The 17,828-nt window shown below is 39.7% G+C and carries 15 protein-coding genes; 8 read left to right on the top strand and 7 right to left on the bottom strand.

Annotated elements, in window-relative coordinates; translation table 11 throughout:
• Positions 1-2 precede the first annotated feature (2 nt).
• A complete protein-coding gene (locus tag ACHWSC_RS25935; protein ID WP_394678795.1) occupies positions 3-1,382 on the bottom strand; it encodes a TolC family protein in 1,380 nt (459 codons plus the stop codon).
• A 114-nt stretch (positions 1,383-1,496) separates the two neighbouring features.
• Here ACHWSC_RS25935 and ACHWSC_RS25930 point away from each other — a divergent pair, with 114 nt between their 5' ends.
• Positions 1,497-2,048, top strand: a complete 552-nt coding sequence (locus tag ACHWSC_RS25930; RefSeq protein ID WP_376747311.1) for a polysaccharide deacetylase family protein — start codon at positions 1,497-1,499, stop codon at positions 2,046-2,048.
• Here the strand turns inward: ACHWSC_RS25930 and ACHWSC_RS25925 are convergent.
• The 4 genes from ACHWSC_RS25925 to ACHWSC_RS25910 form a co-directional block, all read right to left on the bottom strand.
• Positions 2,045-2,842 (bottom strand): DUF4249 family protein, encoded by a 798-nt coding sequence (locus tag ACHWSC_RS25925; RefSeq protein WP_394678794.1) that lies wholly within the window; start codon positions 2,840-2,842, stop codon positions 2,045-2,047. The genes ACHWSC_RS25930 and ACHWSC_RS25925 overlap by 4 nt on opposite strands.
• A gap of 6 nt (positions 2,843-2,848) precedes the next feature.
• Positions 2,849-5,173, bottom strand: a complete 2,325-nt coding sequence (locus ACHWSC_RS25920) for a TonB-dependent receptor domain-containing protein (protein WP_394678793.1) — start codon at positions 5,171-5,173, stop codon at positions 2,849-2,851.
• A gap of 137 nt (positions 5,174-5,310) precedes the next feature.
• Positions 5,311-6,237 (bottom strand): alpha/beta hydrolase, encoded by a 927-nt coding sequence (locus tag ACHWSC_RS25915; protein WP_394678792.1) that lies wholly within the window; start codon positions 6,235-6,237, stop codon positions 5,311-5,313.
• 4 nt (positions 6,238-6,241) lie between these two features.
• Positions 6,242-7,123: a hypothetical protein gene (locus ACHWSC_RS25910; protein ID WP_394678791.1), complete on the bottom strand. Its 882-nt coding sequence runs from the start codon at positions 7,121-7,123 to the stop codon at positions 6,242-6,244.
• A 39-nt stretch (positions 7,124-7,162) separates the two neighbouring features.
• On the opposite strand from ACHWSC_RS25910, the gene ACHWSC_RS25905 reads away from it, so the two are divergent.
• Positions 7,163-8,056, top strand: coding sequence for a DUF4377 domain-containing protein (locus tag ACHWSC_RS25905; protein ID WP_394678790.1), 894 nt, complete (start codon positions 7,163-7,165; stop codon positions 8,054-8,056).
• Positions 8,057-8,312: 256 nt separating this feature from the next.
• Positions 8,313-9,266 (top strand): glycoside hydrolase family 43 protein, encoded by a 954-nt coding sequence (locus tag ACHWSC_RS25900; RefSeq protein ID WP_394678789.1) that lies wholly within the window; start codon positions 8,313-8,315, stop codon positions 9,264-9,266.
• Between the two features lie 81 nt (positions 9,267-9,347).
• On the opposite strand, the gene ACHWSC_RS25895 is transcribed toward ACHWSC_RS25900, so the two are convergent.
• Positions 9,348-11,567 carry an NADP-dependent isocitrate dehydrogenase gene (locus tag ACHWSC_RS25895; RefSeq protein ID WP_394678788.1) on the bottom strand — a complete coding sequence of 740 codons (2,220 nt, stop codon included), beginning with the start codon at positions 11,565-11,567 and terminating at the stop codon, positions 9,348-9,350.
• A 273-nt stretch (positions 11,568-11,840) separates the two neighbouring features.
• On the opposite strand from ACHWSC_RS25895, the gene ACHWSC_RS25890 reads away from it, so the two are divergent.
• The 4 genes from ACHWSC_RS25890 (at position 11,841) to ACHWSC_RS25875 (ending at position 15,864) form a co-directional block, all read left to right on the top strand.
• Complete coding sequence (locus ACHWSC_RS25890) at positions 11,841-12,680, top strand: aldo/keto reductase (RefSeq protein ID WP_394678787.1); 840 nt, start codon at positions 11,841-11,843, stop codon at positions 12,678-12,680.
• A gap of 175 nt (positions 12,681-12,855) precedes the next feature.
• The gene (locus ACHWSC_RS25885) at positions 12,856-13,704 is read left to right on the top strand and encodes a helix-turn-helix domain-containing protein (RefSeq protein WP_394678786.1); all 849 of its coding nucleotides are present in this window, start codon (positions 12,856-12,858) and stop codon (positions 13,702-13,704) included.
• A gap of 84 nt (positions 13,705-13,788) precedes the next feature.
• Positions 13,789-15,129, top strand: coding sequence for a TolC family protein (locus ACHWSC_RS25880; RefSeq protein ID WP_394678785.1), 1,341 nt, complete (start codon positions 13,789-13,791; stop codon positions 15,127-15,129).
• A 99-nt stretch (positions 15,130-15,228) separates the two neighbouring features.
• On the top strand, positions 15,229-15,864 hold the full coding sequence (locus ACHWSC_RS25875) for an HdeD family acid-resistance protein (protein WP_394678784.1): 636 nt from the start codon (positions 15,229-15,231) through the stop codon (positions 15,862-15,864).
• Between the two features lie 52 nt (positions 15,865-15,916).
• On the opposite strand, the gene ACHWSC_RS25870 is transcribed toward ACHWSC_RS25875, so the two are convergent.
• On the bottom strand, positions 15,917-16,558 hold the full coding sequence (locus ACHWSC_RS25870) for a peptidylprolyl isomerase (protein ID WP_394678783.1): 642 nt from the start codon (positions 16,556-16,558) through the stop codon (positions 15,917-15,919).
• A gap of 218 nt (positions 16,559-16,776) precedes the next feature.
• Between ACHWSC_RS25870 and mgrA the strand changes: the two genes are divergently transcribed.
• Positions 16,777-17,808, top strand: coding sequence for an L-glyceraldehyde 3-phosphate reductase (mgrA, locus tag ACHWSC_RS25865; protein ID WP_120336018.1), 1,032 nt, complete (start codon positions 16,777-16,779; stop codon positions 17,806-17,808).
• The last annotated feature ends 20 nt before the right edge of the window (positions 17,809-17,828 follow it).

Genomic DNA, 17,828 nt, shown 5'->3' with positions numbered 1-17,828 from the left:
GGTTAATTGTTATCGAATTGAATTGGATTTCCGAGGTAATAATCGATGATCTTTGATCTGAATATTACATTATATTTTGCTTGAATAAGGTCAAATTCGGCCTTATTTCGTTCCGTTTGAGCAGTAAACAACTCCAATGAATTCGCCATACCAATATCGTAACGTTCTTTTGTCGCCTTAAATGCTGTTTCAGCACTTTCAAATGCTACGGTAGCCGAGCTATAGCGTTGTTTGGCCGCATTCACATCCAGCACAGCCTGATTAACGGCCTTGTTTAAGTTATTTTTTGCCAATTGCTCGGAGGCTTCAGCCTGTTTCAAACCGATCTTTGCCTTTGCCACATTTACTTTATTCTGATTTCTTGAAAAAATTGGAATAGCAAGAGATAAACCGGTAAAAAAAGACTTATTATCCGATATCTGTTGGCCAAAAGGCACTCTAAAAAGGGTCGCAGGATCCAATGGATCTGTTTGCCTTGTTGTTGCAGAGGAGTAATTCGTTCCATAACTCACGTTCAAATTGAGTGTCGGATAATAGCCCCCCTTCGCAATATCGATTTGTTTCAATGCGACCTCTTTATCCAATGCAGACTTATGAATATCCGGCTGCAATGTGAGCGCTTTCTGGTAGACATCCACCGCATTTTTATCCACTGCATGAACCAATATAGATTCCAAGCTTGGACGTTCCAAGGAAATAGGCGTTTCAGGAGGCATTTCCATCAGCTGCTTCAAGGTCAACAAAGACATTTCGTATGAATTTTTCAAATTAACTTTGTTCAATTCATTTGTAGCAACCTGATTTTTTGATTTGGCAAGATCGGCAATTGTTTTATTGCCAACCGCAAACTGAATAGAGTCCAATGAAAATTGCTGTTTCGACAAAGCGATCTGGTCTTCACTCGCAACCATCATCTCATGATTGGTAATCGCTTCCAAATAATTAACCAACACATTGAGCACAAGGTCATTCTTGATCTTATCCACCTGAGTCGCCGTAGACTCCAGTTGCAATTTATTCGCTTTGATCTGATTGATCTGTTGAAAGCCCTGAAATAAATTGACACTCGATCCCACCGAGCCACTGGTTCCTTTTGTCCAGGTGTTATTGACGATTCGTCCGGAAGTTAAATCAAAACCAAAGCCATAACGAAAACTTTGATCCACGCTAGCACTCAGGTTTGGCAATAAATTACTTTTTGCCTGAAACAAGTCCTGCTCCGCAAGATCTTTGTTCAGCGCCGCTTGTTTTGTCTGTACGTTCCGTTCCAATGTCATACGAATGGCTTCTGCCACCCCTACAACCTGTTGGGCTTGAACCAAATCATTAGTTCCTAGAAATAACCCAGTAAATACTACTGCAGAATAATAAAATCTTTTCATGTCCATATGTAGAACCATACATTTTTTTTTAGATTTGAACTTCATTTATCGGTTATGTATTTTGTCAAATCTCCATTTTTCCTTAGATGGCTATATCCCAAATCAATATGGAATATGCCACGTCATGAAAAAAAAGTCTATCTTACTTTTGACGATGGTCCAATTCCTGAAATTACACCTTTTATACTCGATATCCTAAAAAAATATCAGGCAAAGGCAACATTTTTTTGTGTTGGTGAAAATATTAAAAAAAATCCACATTTGTTTCAACGAATTTTAGATGAAGGGCATCAGGTAGGCAACCATACCTACAACCACCTCAAAGGCTGGGAAACAAATGATGAGCAGTATTTGGCAAATGTTGCGAAATGCCAGGAACTGACCCAGACCGATCTTTTTCGTCCGCCTTATGCCCGAGCAACAAAATCCCAACTCCGCCAACTCTATAAAAAATACCGAGTGATCATGTGGGATATTATGTCGGGTGATTTTGATCCGAATTTAAGTCCCCAAAAATGCCTGGAAAACGTTCTGCCCAACATTAAAAATGGCTCTGTTATTATTTTTCATGATAATATCAAAGCCATTCCCCGTGTCGAATATGTTCTGCCTAAAACAATAGAGTTTCTATTAAAAAATCACTATCAGCTTTCGAGAATAGATTAAGGTTTACTTCTAGTAAACGTCACCTCAGATTCGTAATATTTACCTACACTGACACTGAAATACCCCAGTGCATTGTTGCTTAAATTTGAAATCGGATTAGCTGGCGAAGCCGAACCAGGATTGATCATTTGAAAACTATTCCAGTAATTGTAGGCGCCTACATCGATACATTGACGCAGGATACGCACACGATCACCAACTTTCAAATCTCTATCGCGGTCGACAATATCATGCTGCACCTCTAAACCATTGTTATACTTATCGTTAAAGACATCAATAAAACGTAATTTACCTCCATTGACCGACATTTTATACTTATAATAGTTACCTTTTTCCGGTGGATCGATAAATACGAGGGTCGGATAGTAAATCGTGTCAGTAAAAATAATTCGCTCTGAAAGCCCTATAGAATCCACCTCCACATAGCTGGGAACCTTTGATACCCCTTGAATCTCCCTTCCATCAGCGGTCTTTACCTGCAACTGGTAAGTGACCTTCTCCTGTAACCGTAATGTCTTATTGGTATACAGCCCATCAGCCCCCGCTTGAAACATATAAGTGCGATTATTTTGCATATTCTTAACGATCACTTCTGCATCTGTTATCGGAGAAAATAGAGAGTCTTTAATACTTACAACCTTCTGTATACTAATCTCATGTTGTTGATCTGAAACCATCAAATCTGCGGTGATAACCAATTGACCTGTATTTTCGGGCAGTTCCAAATCTATTTTGTCTTCGCAGCTCACTAAAGTAAATAATGCAACAGCTATAACTCCTAATATCTTCTTCATTCTTTGCTAAAATTTAAAATTCCAAGTAATCGATGGGATCGTCCCAAATAATGCTATCCGATAAATCTCGGTGACATTGGATTGTCCTTCTTTTTCTCTAAAGTCGATCAAATAAGCATTTTTTCGATTATAGGCATTATATAGGCCAAACGACAAGCTCGAGTAGCTATTCTTTGTTCGCTTAATATCATAAGTTGCTGCCAAATCCAGACGGTGATAAGCAGGCATCCGCTGCCCATTTCTTTTATCGTAATAAAAGATCGTACGATCGTCAACAAAATATTTCCCCGCGGGCATCGTTACAGCATCTCCTGTATAGTATACGAAATTTGCACTTAAATTCCACTTCGGATTTAACTGATACTGCGCTACGATAGCTATATTATGCGTTTTGTCCTGCCGTGCACTAAACCATGCGCCATCATTGATTTGTTCAAATTGCCGCTCACTTTTGGACAAAGTATAACTCAGCCAGCCGCTAAATCGTCCCAGTCTCTTTTTCAGAAACCATTCAATTCCGTACGCTCTACCTTTTCCAAACAGCAATTCTCCCTCCAGCAATTCATTTGCCTGTAGATCGGCGCCATTCCTATAGTCAATCTGGTTCTTTAAATCTCGATAATAACCTTCAACAGAGAATTCATATCTGTTGGATGCAAAATTCCGAAAGTAACCTAGCGAATACTGATTGGATAGCTGCGGCTTAATCGTATTATTGCTCAGTACATATTGATCTGTAGGAAGACTACTGGTTGTATTGCTCAATTGATGCAGGTACTGAACATTTGTATTGAAAGATGCCTTTACCGTCGTTAAATCATTGATAGCGTAGTTTAATGAAACGCGAGGCTCCAGATAAAAGTACTTTTTACCCAACTTGCCATTTCCCACATAGGTAGAATCTACGGCCTCACCTGCAGGATCGAAGGTATAAAATGTACCCGGCCCCAATGTTGCGTAAGCGGATGCCCTCAGTCCGTAATTTAATTTTAAACGATCTGTAATAGACCAGTCATCGGTTAGATAAGCAGCAACATCAGCACCCTTGCGATGTTGAATTTGCAATGAATTCACCTTCGAATCTTCCCCCGCTTCGATACTTGCCGGTCGGATTTCCTGCAAGGCTGCCTGCAATCCAAATTTTAGATTGTGACGGTCCGAAAGATTGTATTGAAAATCTTGTTTAAAATTATAATTAAAGATGTCTGAACGAATTTTAAAGTTGTTATCATCCTCAATCTTAACCTGATAATTGAATTTGCTAAAAATAAGCGTAGTATTGCTAAACAACCTATTGCTCCACACATGGTTCCAACGCATGGTTCCAGTCGCATTTCCCCAATTGAAATCAAACAAATCATGATAAGCCATCGCGTCCTTGCCGAAATATCCAGACAAGTAAAGTGTATTCTTATCATTGATGCGATAATTTAATTTTGCATTGAGGTCATAAAAAAAGAGCGCACTCTTTTTAATATTCTCATCACTTGAAAGCTTTAAGAAAAGATCGGCATAGGTACGTCTACCGGAGATCATAAATGAGCTCTTGCCTTTTTGAATTGGTCCTTCCAATTTAAGACGCGAAGCAATAAGACCCAAGCCACCTTCTACATTGAAATGCTGGTTGTTTCCATCCAAGGTGGTTATTTCCATCACCGATGATATTTTGCCTCCATATTGGGCTGGAACACCTCCCTTGTAGAAATTCACGTCTTTGATCGCATCGGAATTAAAGGTCGAAAAAAAACCGAACAAATGAGAACTGTTATAGACAGGAGCCTCATCCAGCAAAATCAGATTTTGGTCACCACCGCCGCCACGCACGTAAAAATTGCTGCTTCCTTCGCCCCCACTGGTTACTCCGGGAAATAGCTGAATGGTCTTGAGAATATCCTTTTCTCCAAATAGTACAGGAACTTTTTCGATTTCCTTAGGGCTAAATTGTGTCAATCCAGGGGTTAGATCCTTTATTGATTTGCGCCTATTTCCAGTTACGGTAACCTCAGCGAGCTGATTTTCCTCAGGTACCAACTGAATAATATACGTGGAGTCCTTGTCAAGGTGGACAGAGAATGCTTTCGTTCGATAGCCTACAGATGATACTTCCATTCCTTTGCCGGCATCACGGACAGACAAACTAAAAAAACCATATTTATTTGAAGCGGTGGATTTTTTCTCTGTATCGTTTCGTATGACGGCGCCAATGATATTCTCACCACTGATACTGTCCCTAACAAACCCAGAAATAGATTTAGACTGTTGACTATACGCTTGCTGCGCGCAGAACAAAATGGGAGAAAAACAAAATACAACCTTTATAGGTTTAAACATAATCAAGTGAAGTCAAAAATTTTGCTGAAAATAATAAAAAAGCCTTACAATTTGTAAGGCTTAATAATAAGTTTATAATTTGTTAGTTAAGGTCTCTGTTTAACAAAAATAGCATTTTATTCATTTATGCCAAATATTTATCTATTTTTCTTTTCACTTTTCTTCGCTTGATCAAAATATCCCTTAAAAAAAGCCATTTGATAAACAATTGACCGAGACCAGTACTCCCAATTGTGTCCACCTTCACTTGTAACAAAGGTATGATTTATATTATGGTACATCAATTTATCGTGCAGTGCAACATTCACGGTATAGAAAAAATCTTCCTTACCGCAATCGATGATTAGGCGAAGTTTATTATTGACTAATTTGGGCACCATATTAATAACAACCCGATTATCCCATTCTTGCGGTACATCAGCGTAATTCCCGATGCGATCTTTAATTTCCCAGTTTAAGGGAAAAGGTCTAAAATCTACCCCACCAGCTGTACTTCCAGCGGCGCCATAGCTATCCTGATGTTTTATGGCCAGCGACAGCGCACCATGCCCACCCATACTTAATCCCGTAATTGCCCTTCCGCTCCGATCTTTGATCGTCGAATAATGCTGATCCATATAATCAATCAGCTCTTTGGACACAAAAGTTTCATATTGGTAGTTTTTATCATTCGCGACATCCCAGTACCAGCTTCCGAAACCACCATCGGGACAAACGACCATATAACCATACTGATCCGCCAATGCGCTCACACTTGAATTTTTAACCCAATTGCTATAATTACCGGAATAACCATGCAACAGGTAAAGGACCGGATAACTGATTTTGTTCGAGTAATTTTGAGGAAGAATTACGACAGTCTTAATTGCTTTACCCATGGATGGACTCCGAATGGACAGGGTGTCCACTTTGGCAGCAAAGGTGTTCGTCGGAGTACATAAAAATAAAACGAAGGCAATTAACATAAGCCTAATACCTCTTGAACAAAATAGGCAGTTTTTGATAGGTTCGGTTTGATGAAAATTATGCACCGAATAACTGAAAATAGGTCTAGTGTTTATCATAAATTTATTGATTTCTTTCAAAAAAATAAAGATAGGATTTTAAACCAAATGGACGCTCGCTAATTGTATAAAATCCATTTCCCTTGCTATCGAAAGCTATCGCTTCCCCTTGTGGCTCCACCTGATAAGGCAGAATAACCGGCTTTTGTTGGAATAACTGTTTCCAGGATTCATTCCGGTCTCTCTGCCAATAGAAAATATGGGTAATATTCTTTACAAGCAACTGTGTACCCGTCGGATCTATAGCGGCAGCAGTAGCAAAAGTAAATGGCAGCTCCGCTACGCTATTTAAGGTAAAATACTGCTGTTTAGAATTTGTAAATACCGCTGCGGAATAAACAGTCGATCGAAATTCACGTTTAGATATTACATACAACATTTTGTCTATTGGATCAATCATAATCGATTCGGCATCTAAACGTTTCTGGCCCGGAAATTTAAGAAAGATAGCCCGAATCGACTTCTTCGGAATAAGCCCAGCATCATCAGCCTGAGGCTCAGGAAATACATACAGGCATGTCCAGGTTCTTTTCCCGGCATTGTTTCCGATGTCCGCAAGGACGAGAAAATAGGTGTCCCCAATTTTCACCCGATCGATATCCTCACAGTCGACGACAGATACCCCTTCGAGTGAAAACTTCTTGAGTAGTTTGGCCTGACGATCGATTAAATAAATAGTTGCACCATCACCACTATCATTATGTACCCAAAAATTGCCCTCCTGATAAGCCGGTGTAATACCCGACACCTCTTTCAATTGTGGATCCGTCAATTCCCCAAGGGCAATTTGCGTTTTAAAATAATCCTTCCTATTTTGGCTGTAAACCTGCAGACTTAACAGAAAAAATACAAGTAGCAGGCACAGATTCATTCGTGCAATATTCATGTTTAAAGATACGTTTTTATTGATATTTACATGCTAATTATGAAGAAGCCTTCCACATACATTTCATTACTCCTTTTTTTAACACTCTTACTGCCCTGTCAAAGCTTACTTGCCCAGAGCTCTTCATTTCGCGTAAAAGTAAAATCTGGTCTTCAGCAAACACCGCCGTATCTTGTCAAGTACTACAACAGCAAAGATTGGGAGAAATTCTATGCCGAAATCTTGCAATTTGATTATGACCCCAAATTTGAATATGACATCAGGATTCGCAAACGTCAAAACGATTCACATTCGACATATACCTTAGCCAAAACGATTACAAAATCACTATCGGAAAATACAGCGGTGGCCACATGGGAAGTTGGAGAAAACTACGTGAATGCCCAGAGCCTTGGCAAACTGAAATGTCTACAGGTAAAATCTGACAAAAGGAATAAATGGGAATACTTCACGTCAACAATTCAAGGTTTCGATTACGAGGAAGGCTACCGTTACCGCATTCGCGTAAAACAAACGAAACAAAAAGATACAGACTCCGTCAGTTATAGTTTAATTGAAGTCCTATCGAAAGAACGTGCAAACGAACTGCCCAGTGTGGCCGCATTTCTTGCCCGTTTTAAGTGGAATCTGCTTCAGTTAAATGGAAAGGATGTTAGCTCCAGCAAAGCAAGTATCGGGTTCGATGCCAAAAATGGCACGATTACCGGGACAACGGGATGCAACAATTTTTGGGGAAATTTCGTCATTAAAGACGACAAAATCAGCTTTCTGCACCTCGCAAGCACCATGCGCGCCTGCAATGGCATAAATATCGAAAATGATTTTTTTCAAATTTTTGAACAAAGACAAATTCAATTTGACATAGCTGAACAAACCTTAAATTTATATAATGAAAGAAAACTAGTCATGATTTTTGGATTGGAGCGACAATAAAAAAACACCCAAAGTCTGGGAGACTTTGGGTATCTTAGCCATATTATTAACCTATTTTATGAAAAGTATTTATGCCATTTGGAAATGACATAAACAAATATGTGAAATAAATCGGAAACAATCGAAAGCATAATAATATTTTAACAAAATTTTAACATTTTTAAAGAAAACAATGAGACAAATGGGCATACAAATGATCCATTTAGGCACATCCCAATCAAATCTATCCCGTAACTTACAAGTTTAAACAGACAAAATGATCAAAACATTTCTAACATCAACAACCTTACTTTTAACCGCTACTCTTTTTGCCCAGAAGAACCCTGTTATCAAGGGAAACTACGCTGATCCTGAAGGTATTATCTATGGCAATAAATACTGGATATTCCCAACCTATTCAGCGCCTTATGAAGAGCAGATATTCTTTGACGCGTTTTCATCTTCCGATTTGGCCACCTGGACAAAACATAGCCGTATCTTGGAGAACAGCAACGTAAAATGGGCGAAAAAAGCCATGTGGGCACCTGCAGTATTGGAAAATAAGGGCAAATATTATCTGTTTTTCGGAGCCAATGATGTGCATCAGGGAGAGATCGGAGGCATTGGGGTCGCTGTGGCCGACAAGCCAGAAGGCCCTTATACCGACCTATTGGGCAAACCCTTAATCAACGATATTATCAATGGCGCTCAGCCGATAGATCAGTTTGTTTTCAAAGATAAAGACGGCACTTTCTACATGTATTACGGCGGTTGGAAACACTGCAATATGGTCAAACTCAAACCAGATTTCACAGGCTTGCTCCCTTTTGATGATGGGACCTTTTATAAAGAAATCACCCCTAAAGATTACGTCGAAGGACCATTTATGTTTATAAAAGACGGAAAATATTATTTCATGTGGTCGGAAGGCGGCTGGACAGGCCCCGACTACAAAGTCGCTTATGCCATCGCCGACTCGCCCTTTGGCCCTTTTGAGCGCATCGGGACAATATTGGAACGGGATCCGGAAGTCGCTGTTGGCGCCGGACATCATTCAGTCATCAAAGTACCCAACAAGGACAAATATTTTATTGTCTATCACCGTAGACCACTTGGCAAAGATGGAGCCAATGAGCGGGTAACCTGCATCGAAGAAATGAAATTTGACAAAAATGGACATATCATACCTGTTAAGATGACCTTTACAGGTGTCAAACATCCATTAAAATAGCAGAATTATTTCTTTTTGCAAACAACAAAAAAGCCCAGATCAATCGAACTGGGCTTCTTTTTTTATGAAAGCAATTACAGCTTAAATGCTGGAAATTGCATTATTCAATGTTTCAGATGGACGCATTGCCTTAGCTGCCAATTCATCATTCGGGAAATAATAACCACCGATGTTTTGTGCATGCCCCTGAGCAGCGATCAGTTCTTCATTGATTTTCGCTTCATTTTCTGTTAATACGTTTGCAACGGTCGCAAATTTCTCAGCTAATTCAGCATCTTTTGTTTGTGCTGCCAAAGCCTGAGCCCAGTATAATGTCAAGTAGAAATGCGACCCACGGTTATCGATCTGACCAACTCTACGTGCCGGAGATTTGTCATTAGCCAGGAATTTCTCCGTTGCTTCATCCAATGTCTCCGCCAATACCAGCGCTTTTGGATTATTTTGTGTTTGAGACAAGTGTTCCAAAGAAGCACCAAGTGCCAAGAATTCACCTAATGAATCCCAACGCAAGTAACCTTCTTGAAGGAACTGTTCTACGTGTTTCGGGGCCGAACCACCAGCACCTGTTTCAAATAAACCACCACCATTCATCAATGGAACGATCGACAACATCTTAGCTGATGTACCCACTTCTAAGATCGGGAATAAATCCGTCAAATAATCACGTAATACGTTACCAGTTACGGAAATAGTATCTTCGCCTTTACGAATACGTTCCAAAGAGAATTTCGTTGCATCAATCGGAGATAAAATACGAATATCCAAACCAGTTGTATCAAAGTTTGGCAAGTATTTTTCTACTTTTTTGATAATTTCTCTATCATGTGCACGGTTTTCGTCCAACCAGAATACAGCTGGTGTTTCAGATAAACGAGCACGATTTACAGCCAATTTCACCCAGTCTTGAATCGGAGCATCTTTCGTTTGACACATACGGAAGATATCTCCTGTCTCTACTTTTTGCTCCATGAAAACATTTCCTTCCGCATCAACCACGCGAATAACTCCGTTTCCTGCAGCTTGAAAAGTTTTATCATGGGATCCGTATTCCTCAGCTTTTTGCGCCATCAAACCTACGTTTGGCACAGAGCCCATTGTTTTTGGATCTAGAGCACCATGCTCCTTACAGTCTTCAATTGTCGCTTCGTAAACGCCAGCGTAACAACGATCAGGAACCATAGCAATCGTATCTTCTTCTTGACCGTCTTTATTCCACATCTTACCACCGATACGGATCATTGCTGGCATAGAAGCGTCAATAATTACATCAGAAGGCACGTGGAAATTTGTAATGCCTTTATCCGAATTTACCATCGCTAAAGCAGGGCCATTTGCGATAGCAGCGTCGATAGCAGCTTTCACCTCAGCCTCTTTTGCATGACCAGCAATTTTAGCATAAACCTCGCCTAAACCGTTATTTTTATTGATACCCAGCTCTTTGAACAAATCGCCATATTGCGCAAAAACATCTGCAAAATAAGTTTCAACAACAGCACCAAATATAATCGGATCAGAAACTTTCATCATTGTTGCCTTTAAATGCGCAGACAACAATACTCCTGCGGCATTCGCTTCAGCGATAGCATCAGCTACAAAAGCTTTCAATGCAGTTAAGCTTAACGTTGAAGAATCAATAACTTCACCCGCTTTCAATGCAGAAAGTCCTTTTAATTCTGTTACTGCACCTTGCGCATCAACAAACTCAATTTTGAATTGGCCTTCATTTTCAACGGTTACCGACTGCTCTGAACCATAGAAATCACCTGAAGTCATGGATGACACCTTTGTTTTGGAATCTTTCGCCCAAGCACCCATTTTATGTGGGTTTGCTTTTGCATAATTCTTAACCGCTTTAGGTGCACGGCGATCTGAGTTTCCTTCACGTAATACAGGATTTACAGCAGAACCCAATACCTTTGCATACTTAGCTTTGGCTGACTTTTCTTCATCTGTGGTCGCTTCATCAGGATAGTTCGGAACGGCGTATCCTGCTTGCTGTAATTCAGCGATAGCACCTTTTAACTGCGGAATTGATGCGGAGATATTCGGTAACTTAATGATGTTTGCTTCAGGAGTTGTTGCCAACTGTCCCAACTCAGCCAATGCATCAGCAATTTTTTGATCTTCTTTTAAAAATTCTGGAAAGCTAGCAAGAATACGGCCTGCTAAAGAGATATCTCTCAATTCAACATCGATACCAGCTGTAGCTGTAATCGCTTGAACGATAGGCAAAAACGAATAAGTCGCTAATAAAGGAGCTTCATCTGTTTTTGTCCAAACAATTTTTGATTTGTTTGACATAGTAATCTATTAGAAATATGTTTAATTTTTAATGCTATGTGAAATCATTGAAAAATCTGAATTTCTCAAAAATTCGCCTAAAGATAAGAATTAATGCCATAATTAACGAGGAATTGCCCCCCTTTTGACAATAAAATTGTGAAAATAAATATATTTTGGCAATACAGAATAAGTCGCTTCACCTCCACCCAAAAGTATCCCTCTTGACATTTCAGTGACCGGATACTACAGGCGAAATCCTATTTTAGCTCAAATTAAAAAACACAACTGACAATGAAAACATTCAAATTGAACAATGGAGTTGAAATTCCGGCAATTGGATTTGGAACTTGGCAAATTCCCGAGGGCGAAGAAGCTTATCATGCAGTTAAAGAAGCTCTTGCCGCTGGATACACACATATTGACACTGCGGCTATATATGGAAACGAAAAGAGTGTTGGAAAGGCTATAAAAGACAGTGGTATAGATCGTAATTCACTGTTTATTACAACAAAACTCTGGAATACCGAACGTGGATACGATAAGACTATTGCTGCATTTGAAAAATCACTCAGCGATCTACAATTGGACTATCTCGATCTTTACCTGATTCACTGGCCAGCCAATGAAACACAATTTGCAAACTGGGCTGACATCAACGCGGACACCTGGCGAGCTTTTGAGTATCTTTATCAACAGGGAAAAATAAAAGCCATTGGTGTGAGTAATTTCCCAAAAGACTACCTCGCCAAATTATTGGAGTCAGCGACAATCATACCTGCCGTGAACCAAATTGAATTTCATCCGGGTTATCTTCAGAAAGATACCGTGGCGCTCTGCCAATCCAATGACATCCTTGTTCAGGCTTGGTCACCCCTGGGTTCGGGCAGAATATTGCAGGATGAAATACTCGTTGCACTGGCTAAGGAAAAGAATACAAGTGTTGGACAACTCTGTATCAAATTTGCCTTATCTCAGGGCATCTTGCCGTTACCAAAATCAACCAATCCCGATAATATAAAAAGAAATTTAGCTATCGACGATTTTGAGCTGACAGTAAACGATATCAAAACTATCCTCGATTTACCTGAAATGGGGTTTTCCGGATCGGACCCTAAAAAAGTCGCTTTTTAAGAGCGGTAATACAAAATTTATGGAGTCGCTCTAAGGCTGCTCCATAAATCCTATATTGCAGAGCCTCCAGCACAAAAGAAACTGATTGTCCCTTTTTCCTAAACAGGATATAACAATTTTTTGCTATTATAGCGGTAAAGTTGCCTACGCTATTCCTTACTTTTTTATTGAAAAAATGAATGAAATAGAACTTATAGATCAATCAGAACTTCCTGCGCAGGGAGAAGACTACTACTATCACCCCTTATGGACGACTTGTATCCTGCTGTATAGAGGCTCTATTCAGGTCAATAGCAATGGTACGCCCACCGATCTCCAAGCTGGCAATATCCTCTTTATCGGATACAATAAGTACTACTGCTTTACGACAATTAGTACCGATGCTATATTTAAAATACTTCATTATGACCGGAATTTTTCCAACCGAATACGATTGTCGATCAGTCGATACGATGCGTATCGGTTAATCAATGCCAATCGTTCCACACCTTTTACTCCCGCCCCCAACGATTTTGAAGCGATCTGGGCATTGTTATGCACTTTGCATAGCAACCGTAAAAAACCGATCGATCCGAAGAAGGATTTTCTCCAAAAAGCCAATATCAATATTTTTATGGCGATTATTTACCTTTTGGCCGATGTGATCTATACCGCCGGCGAAAGCTCTGGAAAGACACACAACAAAAGAAAGGAAGAAATTACCGTTCATTTTTTACAGCTTATAGCCGATCACTACAAAGAACAGCGCGATCTAGCATTCTACGCCGACCGCCTCAACATCTCCATCAAATACCTGTCGATCAGCGTCAAGGAGATCACAAAAGAATCGCCCTCTGAAATTATTAGTAACTGGCTAGTCACAGAAGCTAGAGCGCAACTCACCATTTCTACCAAAACAATCAATCAAATCTCACAGGAATTTAATTTTTCAGATCAATATGCTTTTAGCAAGTTTTTCAAAAAACATGTCGGGATAACACCCAAGCTATTTCGTGAACAGCAAGCCAATCTTGTTACCAATTGAACATCATAAAGCAGGAATCAAACATTTCTTGTCCCCCCAAGGCATACTAACTTTGTATCACATATATAAACAAAGTTAAATACCATGAATACGAAGTCAAGAGCCCGAAAAATAGGTTTTTACTTGACGTTATGCTTCTTTACATTCTTTTGCAATCAAACATACGGTCAAGACAGCATAAACAGCCAGAAAATAACAATTGAAAAACTGTTCGAACTTGCTATCCATAACCACCCAAATCTTATCGTTTCGGCATCAGCTGTAAGTATCGCCCAACAAAAAACTGAAGTTGCAAAATTAAGAAGGCTTCCCGAAATCAGCGCTTCGGCATCTGCCTTTTACCTCGGCGATGCTGCGTTGATCGACAAAGACCTCTCGGGGTCGGAAAAGGTACCTCTACCCCATTTCGGCAATAATTATGCTTTGGAGGCGAAAGAACTTATCTGGAAAGGAGGTGTGGTAAAAAATAGTATCAAAGCATCCTCTCTTGGAGAAGAACTGGCTGAATTAGATCATAAGAATGAAGAACAGAACATTAAAATTTTGGTTTTAGGGTATTACCTTGATCTATTCAAACTTAAAAATCAAGAAGCTGTCTATAATCAAAATATTGAGCTCGCCCACAAAAGGCTTGACCTGACGGAAAAATTATATAAACAGGGCATGATCACCAAAAATGATGTCATCCGAAACCAATTGCAAATATCTGAATTGGAACTAGCAAAAGAGGTCATTCAAAACAATCGGAAAATCCTGAATGACGAGCTTATAGTTGCGTTAGGACTACAGGAGGGCACAGTAATTGAGCCGGATGATAAACTATTAGATAGCAGATTTCAGCTGGCAGACCTTGCGAGCTTGAAACAAGATGCTTATGTGTCCAGCCCGGGCCTTCAACTTGCGGCCAAAGAGACCGAGCTTCTGCAGACAGAAAAGGCGATTACAAAATCAGAACGATCCCCTGCCCTTAGCGTATTCGCGGGAAACAGTCTTGTGAAACCCATCACCAATGTGATGCCGGTGATCGACAAATACATGAATACCTGGAATACGGGTATCTCGCTAAGCTATACGATTTCATCAGTCTACACAACTGGAAAAAAGCTTAAGCTAAATGATCTACAAATTGAAAAAAACGAGAAATACGCAAGCGCTCTGAAACAAAAAACCAGCGTAGCTGTTAATACTGCATACATTAAATACAATGAGGCCTACTCACAACGCAAGACTTTGGAGTACAATAAAGCGCTTGCAGATGAGAACTATCGTATTATTGAGAAAAAGTATTTGAACCAATTGGCGTTGATCGTCGATATCATGGATGCTTCAAATTCAAAACTTGAAGCGGAATTGAAATACACAAATGCTGAAATCAATATTGTGTATGCATATTACAAACTTTTAAAAGAGACTGGAAAGATCTAGTACATTTTCCTTTTGCCTAATTTAATCAGTTTTATATATGTAAGGCCTCGTTAAGAAATTAATGGGGCTTTTTTATCTGCAATATTTTAACTCATTATTATGGCAAATTCATTTTTTAAAACGATCCGGACATCCATCAAGCACTGGTATATCCCATTGATTATCGGTATTCTATTAATTCTTTTGGGTTTCTATACCATTTCCACACCTGTTGCTGCATTTCTCACATTAGCAATTCTATTTTCATGGTCATTTATTATTTCCGGTATTTTGGAAATCATTTTTGCCGTGCAGAATAAAGATGAAGTGGATGGTTGGGGCTGGTACCTCACCGGGGGCATCCTCTATACCCTATTCGGCATATTGCTGATTGCTAACCCGCTGTTATCAGCGAGCACCTTGGCATTTATCGTGGGTTTTTATGCACTTTTTAAATCCTTCCAACTGCTGTCCTTTTCCTTTGATCTCAAAAATTACGGTAGTAAATCTTGGGGATGGAATTTGTTATTTGCCATTTTAGGCATTATTTTCAGCTTTATCTTGCTTTGGAATCCATTATTTGCCGGTTTCTCACTGATGATCTGGACAGGAATGGCTATTAGTACGGTTGGTTTCGCTGCCTGTGTATTTGCATTTCAACTGAAAAGTCTCAAAGATATCCCGAAAAAGCTACCAGACGAGTGGAAAGAGCGTTATCAGAAACTTAAAGAAGAATTTGATCAACATCGTAAATAGAAAAAGGGCTTAATAGCCCTTTTTTTTATCAATATTAATTCGGTGGTCAAGGTTATTTATTTATTTCAACAATCTTAAAAGGCACTTTATGAAGTGGATAATCTTGTTTATCCGTTTTTACACGACTTATTTTCATGATCACATCAAAGCCTTCATAAATTTCACCAAAAACGGTAAAATCATGATCGAGTCTTGGCTGTCCCCCGCGAGCTAAGTACTCCTTACGTTGTGCTGCAGTATATTTTATGCCTTTCTTTAATTCAAGACTATCAAGTTCAGCTGCCGTGATTTTCTTTCCAACCACGAAATAGATCTGATTCAAAAAAGATGCTTTCGCGGGATTTCCATCCCGTCCTGCACCCAGAGCACCCATTTTATGAAAAGCGCGGTCATCGAACTCTGCTGCCAATCGTGGTTTTTTATGAAGGGGGTCTGCCGCCTCACGTTTTTCAATATCAATATCATGCTCTCCGCCCTGCACGACAAAATTTTCGATAATGCGATTAAACAATGCACCCTGATAGACAGTATCCCGAATAGATCGCAACATCAAATCGCGATGATTGGGCGTATAGTCATAAAGTACAACTTTAAAATCGCCAAAATCAGTCTTGAAAAGCAAATGTTTTGATTGTGCATAACAATTCCCTAATACAATAAAAACAAAGGATAGGATGGTCAGAATTTTCCTCATAGTACGAATTAATCAGTTTCTTAGATTTCATATAAAAATACATTAAATTTCGATTTATGAAAGACATTACCCTGCAGTTTTCCAAATGCGCTTGAAGACATTTGTTCGAGATCCTTTCGAAAGTTGCCCTGTACTAAAAAATTACATATAAAGTGTCTAGTTAAAACTTGCAAATAAGCATAAATTTATCTTAGTTTGGATTAAAACTATTCAAGACTATGCAGTATACAGCAAATCCAGACCGATATCAAGATATGATCTATAATCGTTGTGGTCAATCCGGTCTTCTATTGCCTGCCATCTCATTGGGAATGTGGCATAATTTCGGTGACGACACGCCCCATCAAACCAAAGTTGATATTTGCACAACCGCGTTTGACTTGGGAATTACCCATTTTGATCTCGCAAACAATTACGGTCCTCCTGCTGGGAGCGCCGAAAAGGCCTTCGGACAAATATTAAAAGAACAATTTTACGGTTTACGCGACGAAATGATTATTTCATCAAAAGCAGGATATCACATGTGGAATGGGCCTTATGGAGAATGGGGAAGCCGCAAATATCTGATATCAAGCTGTGAGCAATCACTCAAGCGCCTTGGTGTCGATTACGTCGATATTTTCTATTCACATCGTTTCGACCCCAATACCCCCTTGGAGGAGACCATGTTGGCACTGGATCAGCTAGTCCGCAGCGGAAAAGCACTTTATGTCGGCATTTCATCCTATAACTCGCAACGCACAAAAGAGGCCTACGCGATCCTGAAATCATTAGGTACACCTTTTATTATTCATCAACCTAGTTATTCCATGCTAAACAGATGGGTAGAAACCGATGGTTTGCTTGACACCTTGGATGAGATAGGCATTGGTTCTATCGTATTCTCTCCTTTGGCACAGGGTATGCTCACCGATAAATATTTACAGCATATCCCGGAGAATAGTCGCGCTTCGCAGTCTAAATCACTTCAGACGAAATTTCTGAACGAAGAAAATCAAAAGAACATCCAGGCTTTACATGCAATTGCACAGCGTAGAGGACAGTCGCTCGCACAGATGGCAATTGCTTGGGTATTACGTAAGAAGCAGGTTACATCGGCGCTCATTGGTGCGTCAAGACCACAACAGGTTGTTGATTGCGTTGGCGCACTGAAAAATCTGTCGTTTAGTCCAGAGGAAATTCACGAAATTGATCTCTATGCAAAAGATGGCCATATTAATATCTGGGCTAAATCGGCTGAGATCGACTAAGATTTAAAGCAATAGAAGTT

Source organism: uncultured Sphingobacterium sp., from assembly GCF_964277905.1.
Classification (GTDB): Bacteria; Bacteroidota; Bacteroidia; order Sphingobacteriales; family Sphingobacteriaceae; genus Sphingobacterium; species Sphingobacterium siyangense.
The sequence above is the reverse complement of the archived record's forward strand: the minus strand, read 5'-3'. Positions and strand labels throughout refer to the sequence as shown.

What these genes read in the sequence shown, in the direction of transcription:
- ACHWSC_RS25935 (WP_394678795.1), bottom strand. Translation starts at nt 1,382, where the DNA reads ATGAAAAGATTTTATTATTCTGCAGTAGTATTTACTGGGTTATTTCTA.
- ACHWSC_RS25930 (WP_376747311.1), top strand. Translation starts at nt 1,497, where the DNA reads ATGCCACGTCATGAAAAAAAAGTCTATCTTACTTTTGACGATGGTCCA.
- ACHWSC_RS25925 (WP_394678794.1), bottom strand. Translation starts at nt 2,842, where the DNA reads ATGAAGAAGATATTAGGAGTTATAGCTGTTGCATTATTTACTTTAGTG.
- ACHWSC_RS25920 (WP_394678793.1), bottom strand. Translation starts at nt 5,173, where the DNA reads ATGTTTAAACCTATAAAGGTTGTATTTTGTTTTTCTCCCATTTTGTTC.
- ACHWSC_RS25915 (WP_394678792.1), bottom strand. Translation starts at nt 6,237, where the DNA reads ATGATAAACACTAGACCTATTTTCAGTTATTCGGTGCATAATTTTCAT.
- ACHWSC_RS25910 (WP_394678791.1), bottom strand. Translation starts at nt 7,123, where the DNA reads ATGAATATTGCACGAATGAATCTGTGCCTGCTACTTGTATTTTTTCTG.
- ACHWSC_RS25905 (WP_394678790.1), top strand. Translation starts at nt 7,163, where the DNA reads ATGAAGAAGCCTTCCACATACATTTCATTACTCCTTTTTTTAACACTC.
- ACHWSC_RS25900 (WP_394678789.1), top strand. Translation starts at nt 8,313, where the DNA reads ATGATCAAAACATTTCTAACATCAACAACCTTACTTTTAACCGCTACT.
- ACHWSC_RS25895 (WP_394678788.1), bottom strand. Translation starts at nt 11,567, where the DNA reads ATGTCAAACAAATCAAAAATTGTTTGGACAAAAACAGATGAAGCTCCT.
- ACHWSC_RS25890 (WP_394678787.1), top strand. Translation starts at nt 11,841, where the DNA reads ATGAAAACATTCAAATTGAACAATGGAGTTGAAATTCCGGCAATTGGA.
- ACHWSC_RS25885 (WP_394678786.1), top strand. Translation starts at nt 12,856, where the DNA reads ATGAATGAAATAGAACTTATAGATCAATCAGAACTTCCTGCGCAGGGA.
- ACHWSC_RS25880 (WP_394678785.1), top strand. Translation starts at nt 13,789, where the DNA reads ATGAATACGAAGTCAAGAGCCCGAAAAATAGGTTTTTACTTGACGTTA.
- ACHWSC_RS25875 (WP_394678784.1), top strand. Translation starts at nt 15,229, where the DNA reads ATGGCAAATTCATTTTTTAAAACGATCCGGACATCCATCAAGCACTGG.
- ACHWSC_RS25870 (WP_394678783.1), bottom strand. Translation starts at nt 16,558, where the DNA reads ATGAGGAAAATTCTGACCATCCTATCCTTTGTTTTTATTGTATTAGGG.
- mgrA (WP_120336018.1), top strand. Translation starts at nt 16,777, where the DNA reads ATGCAGTATACAGCAAATCCAGACCGATATCAAGATATGATCTATAAT.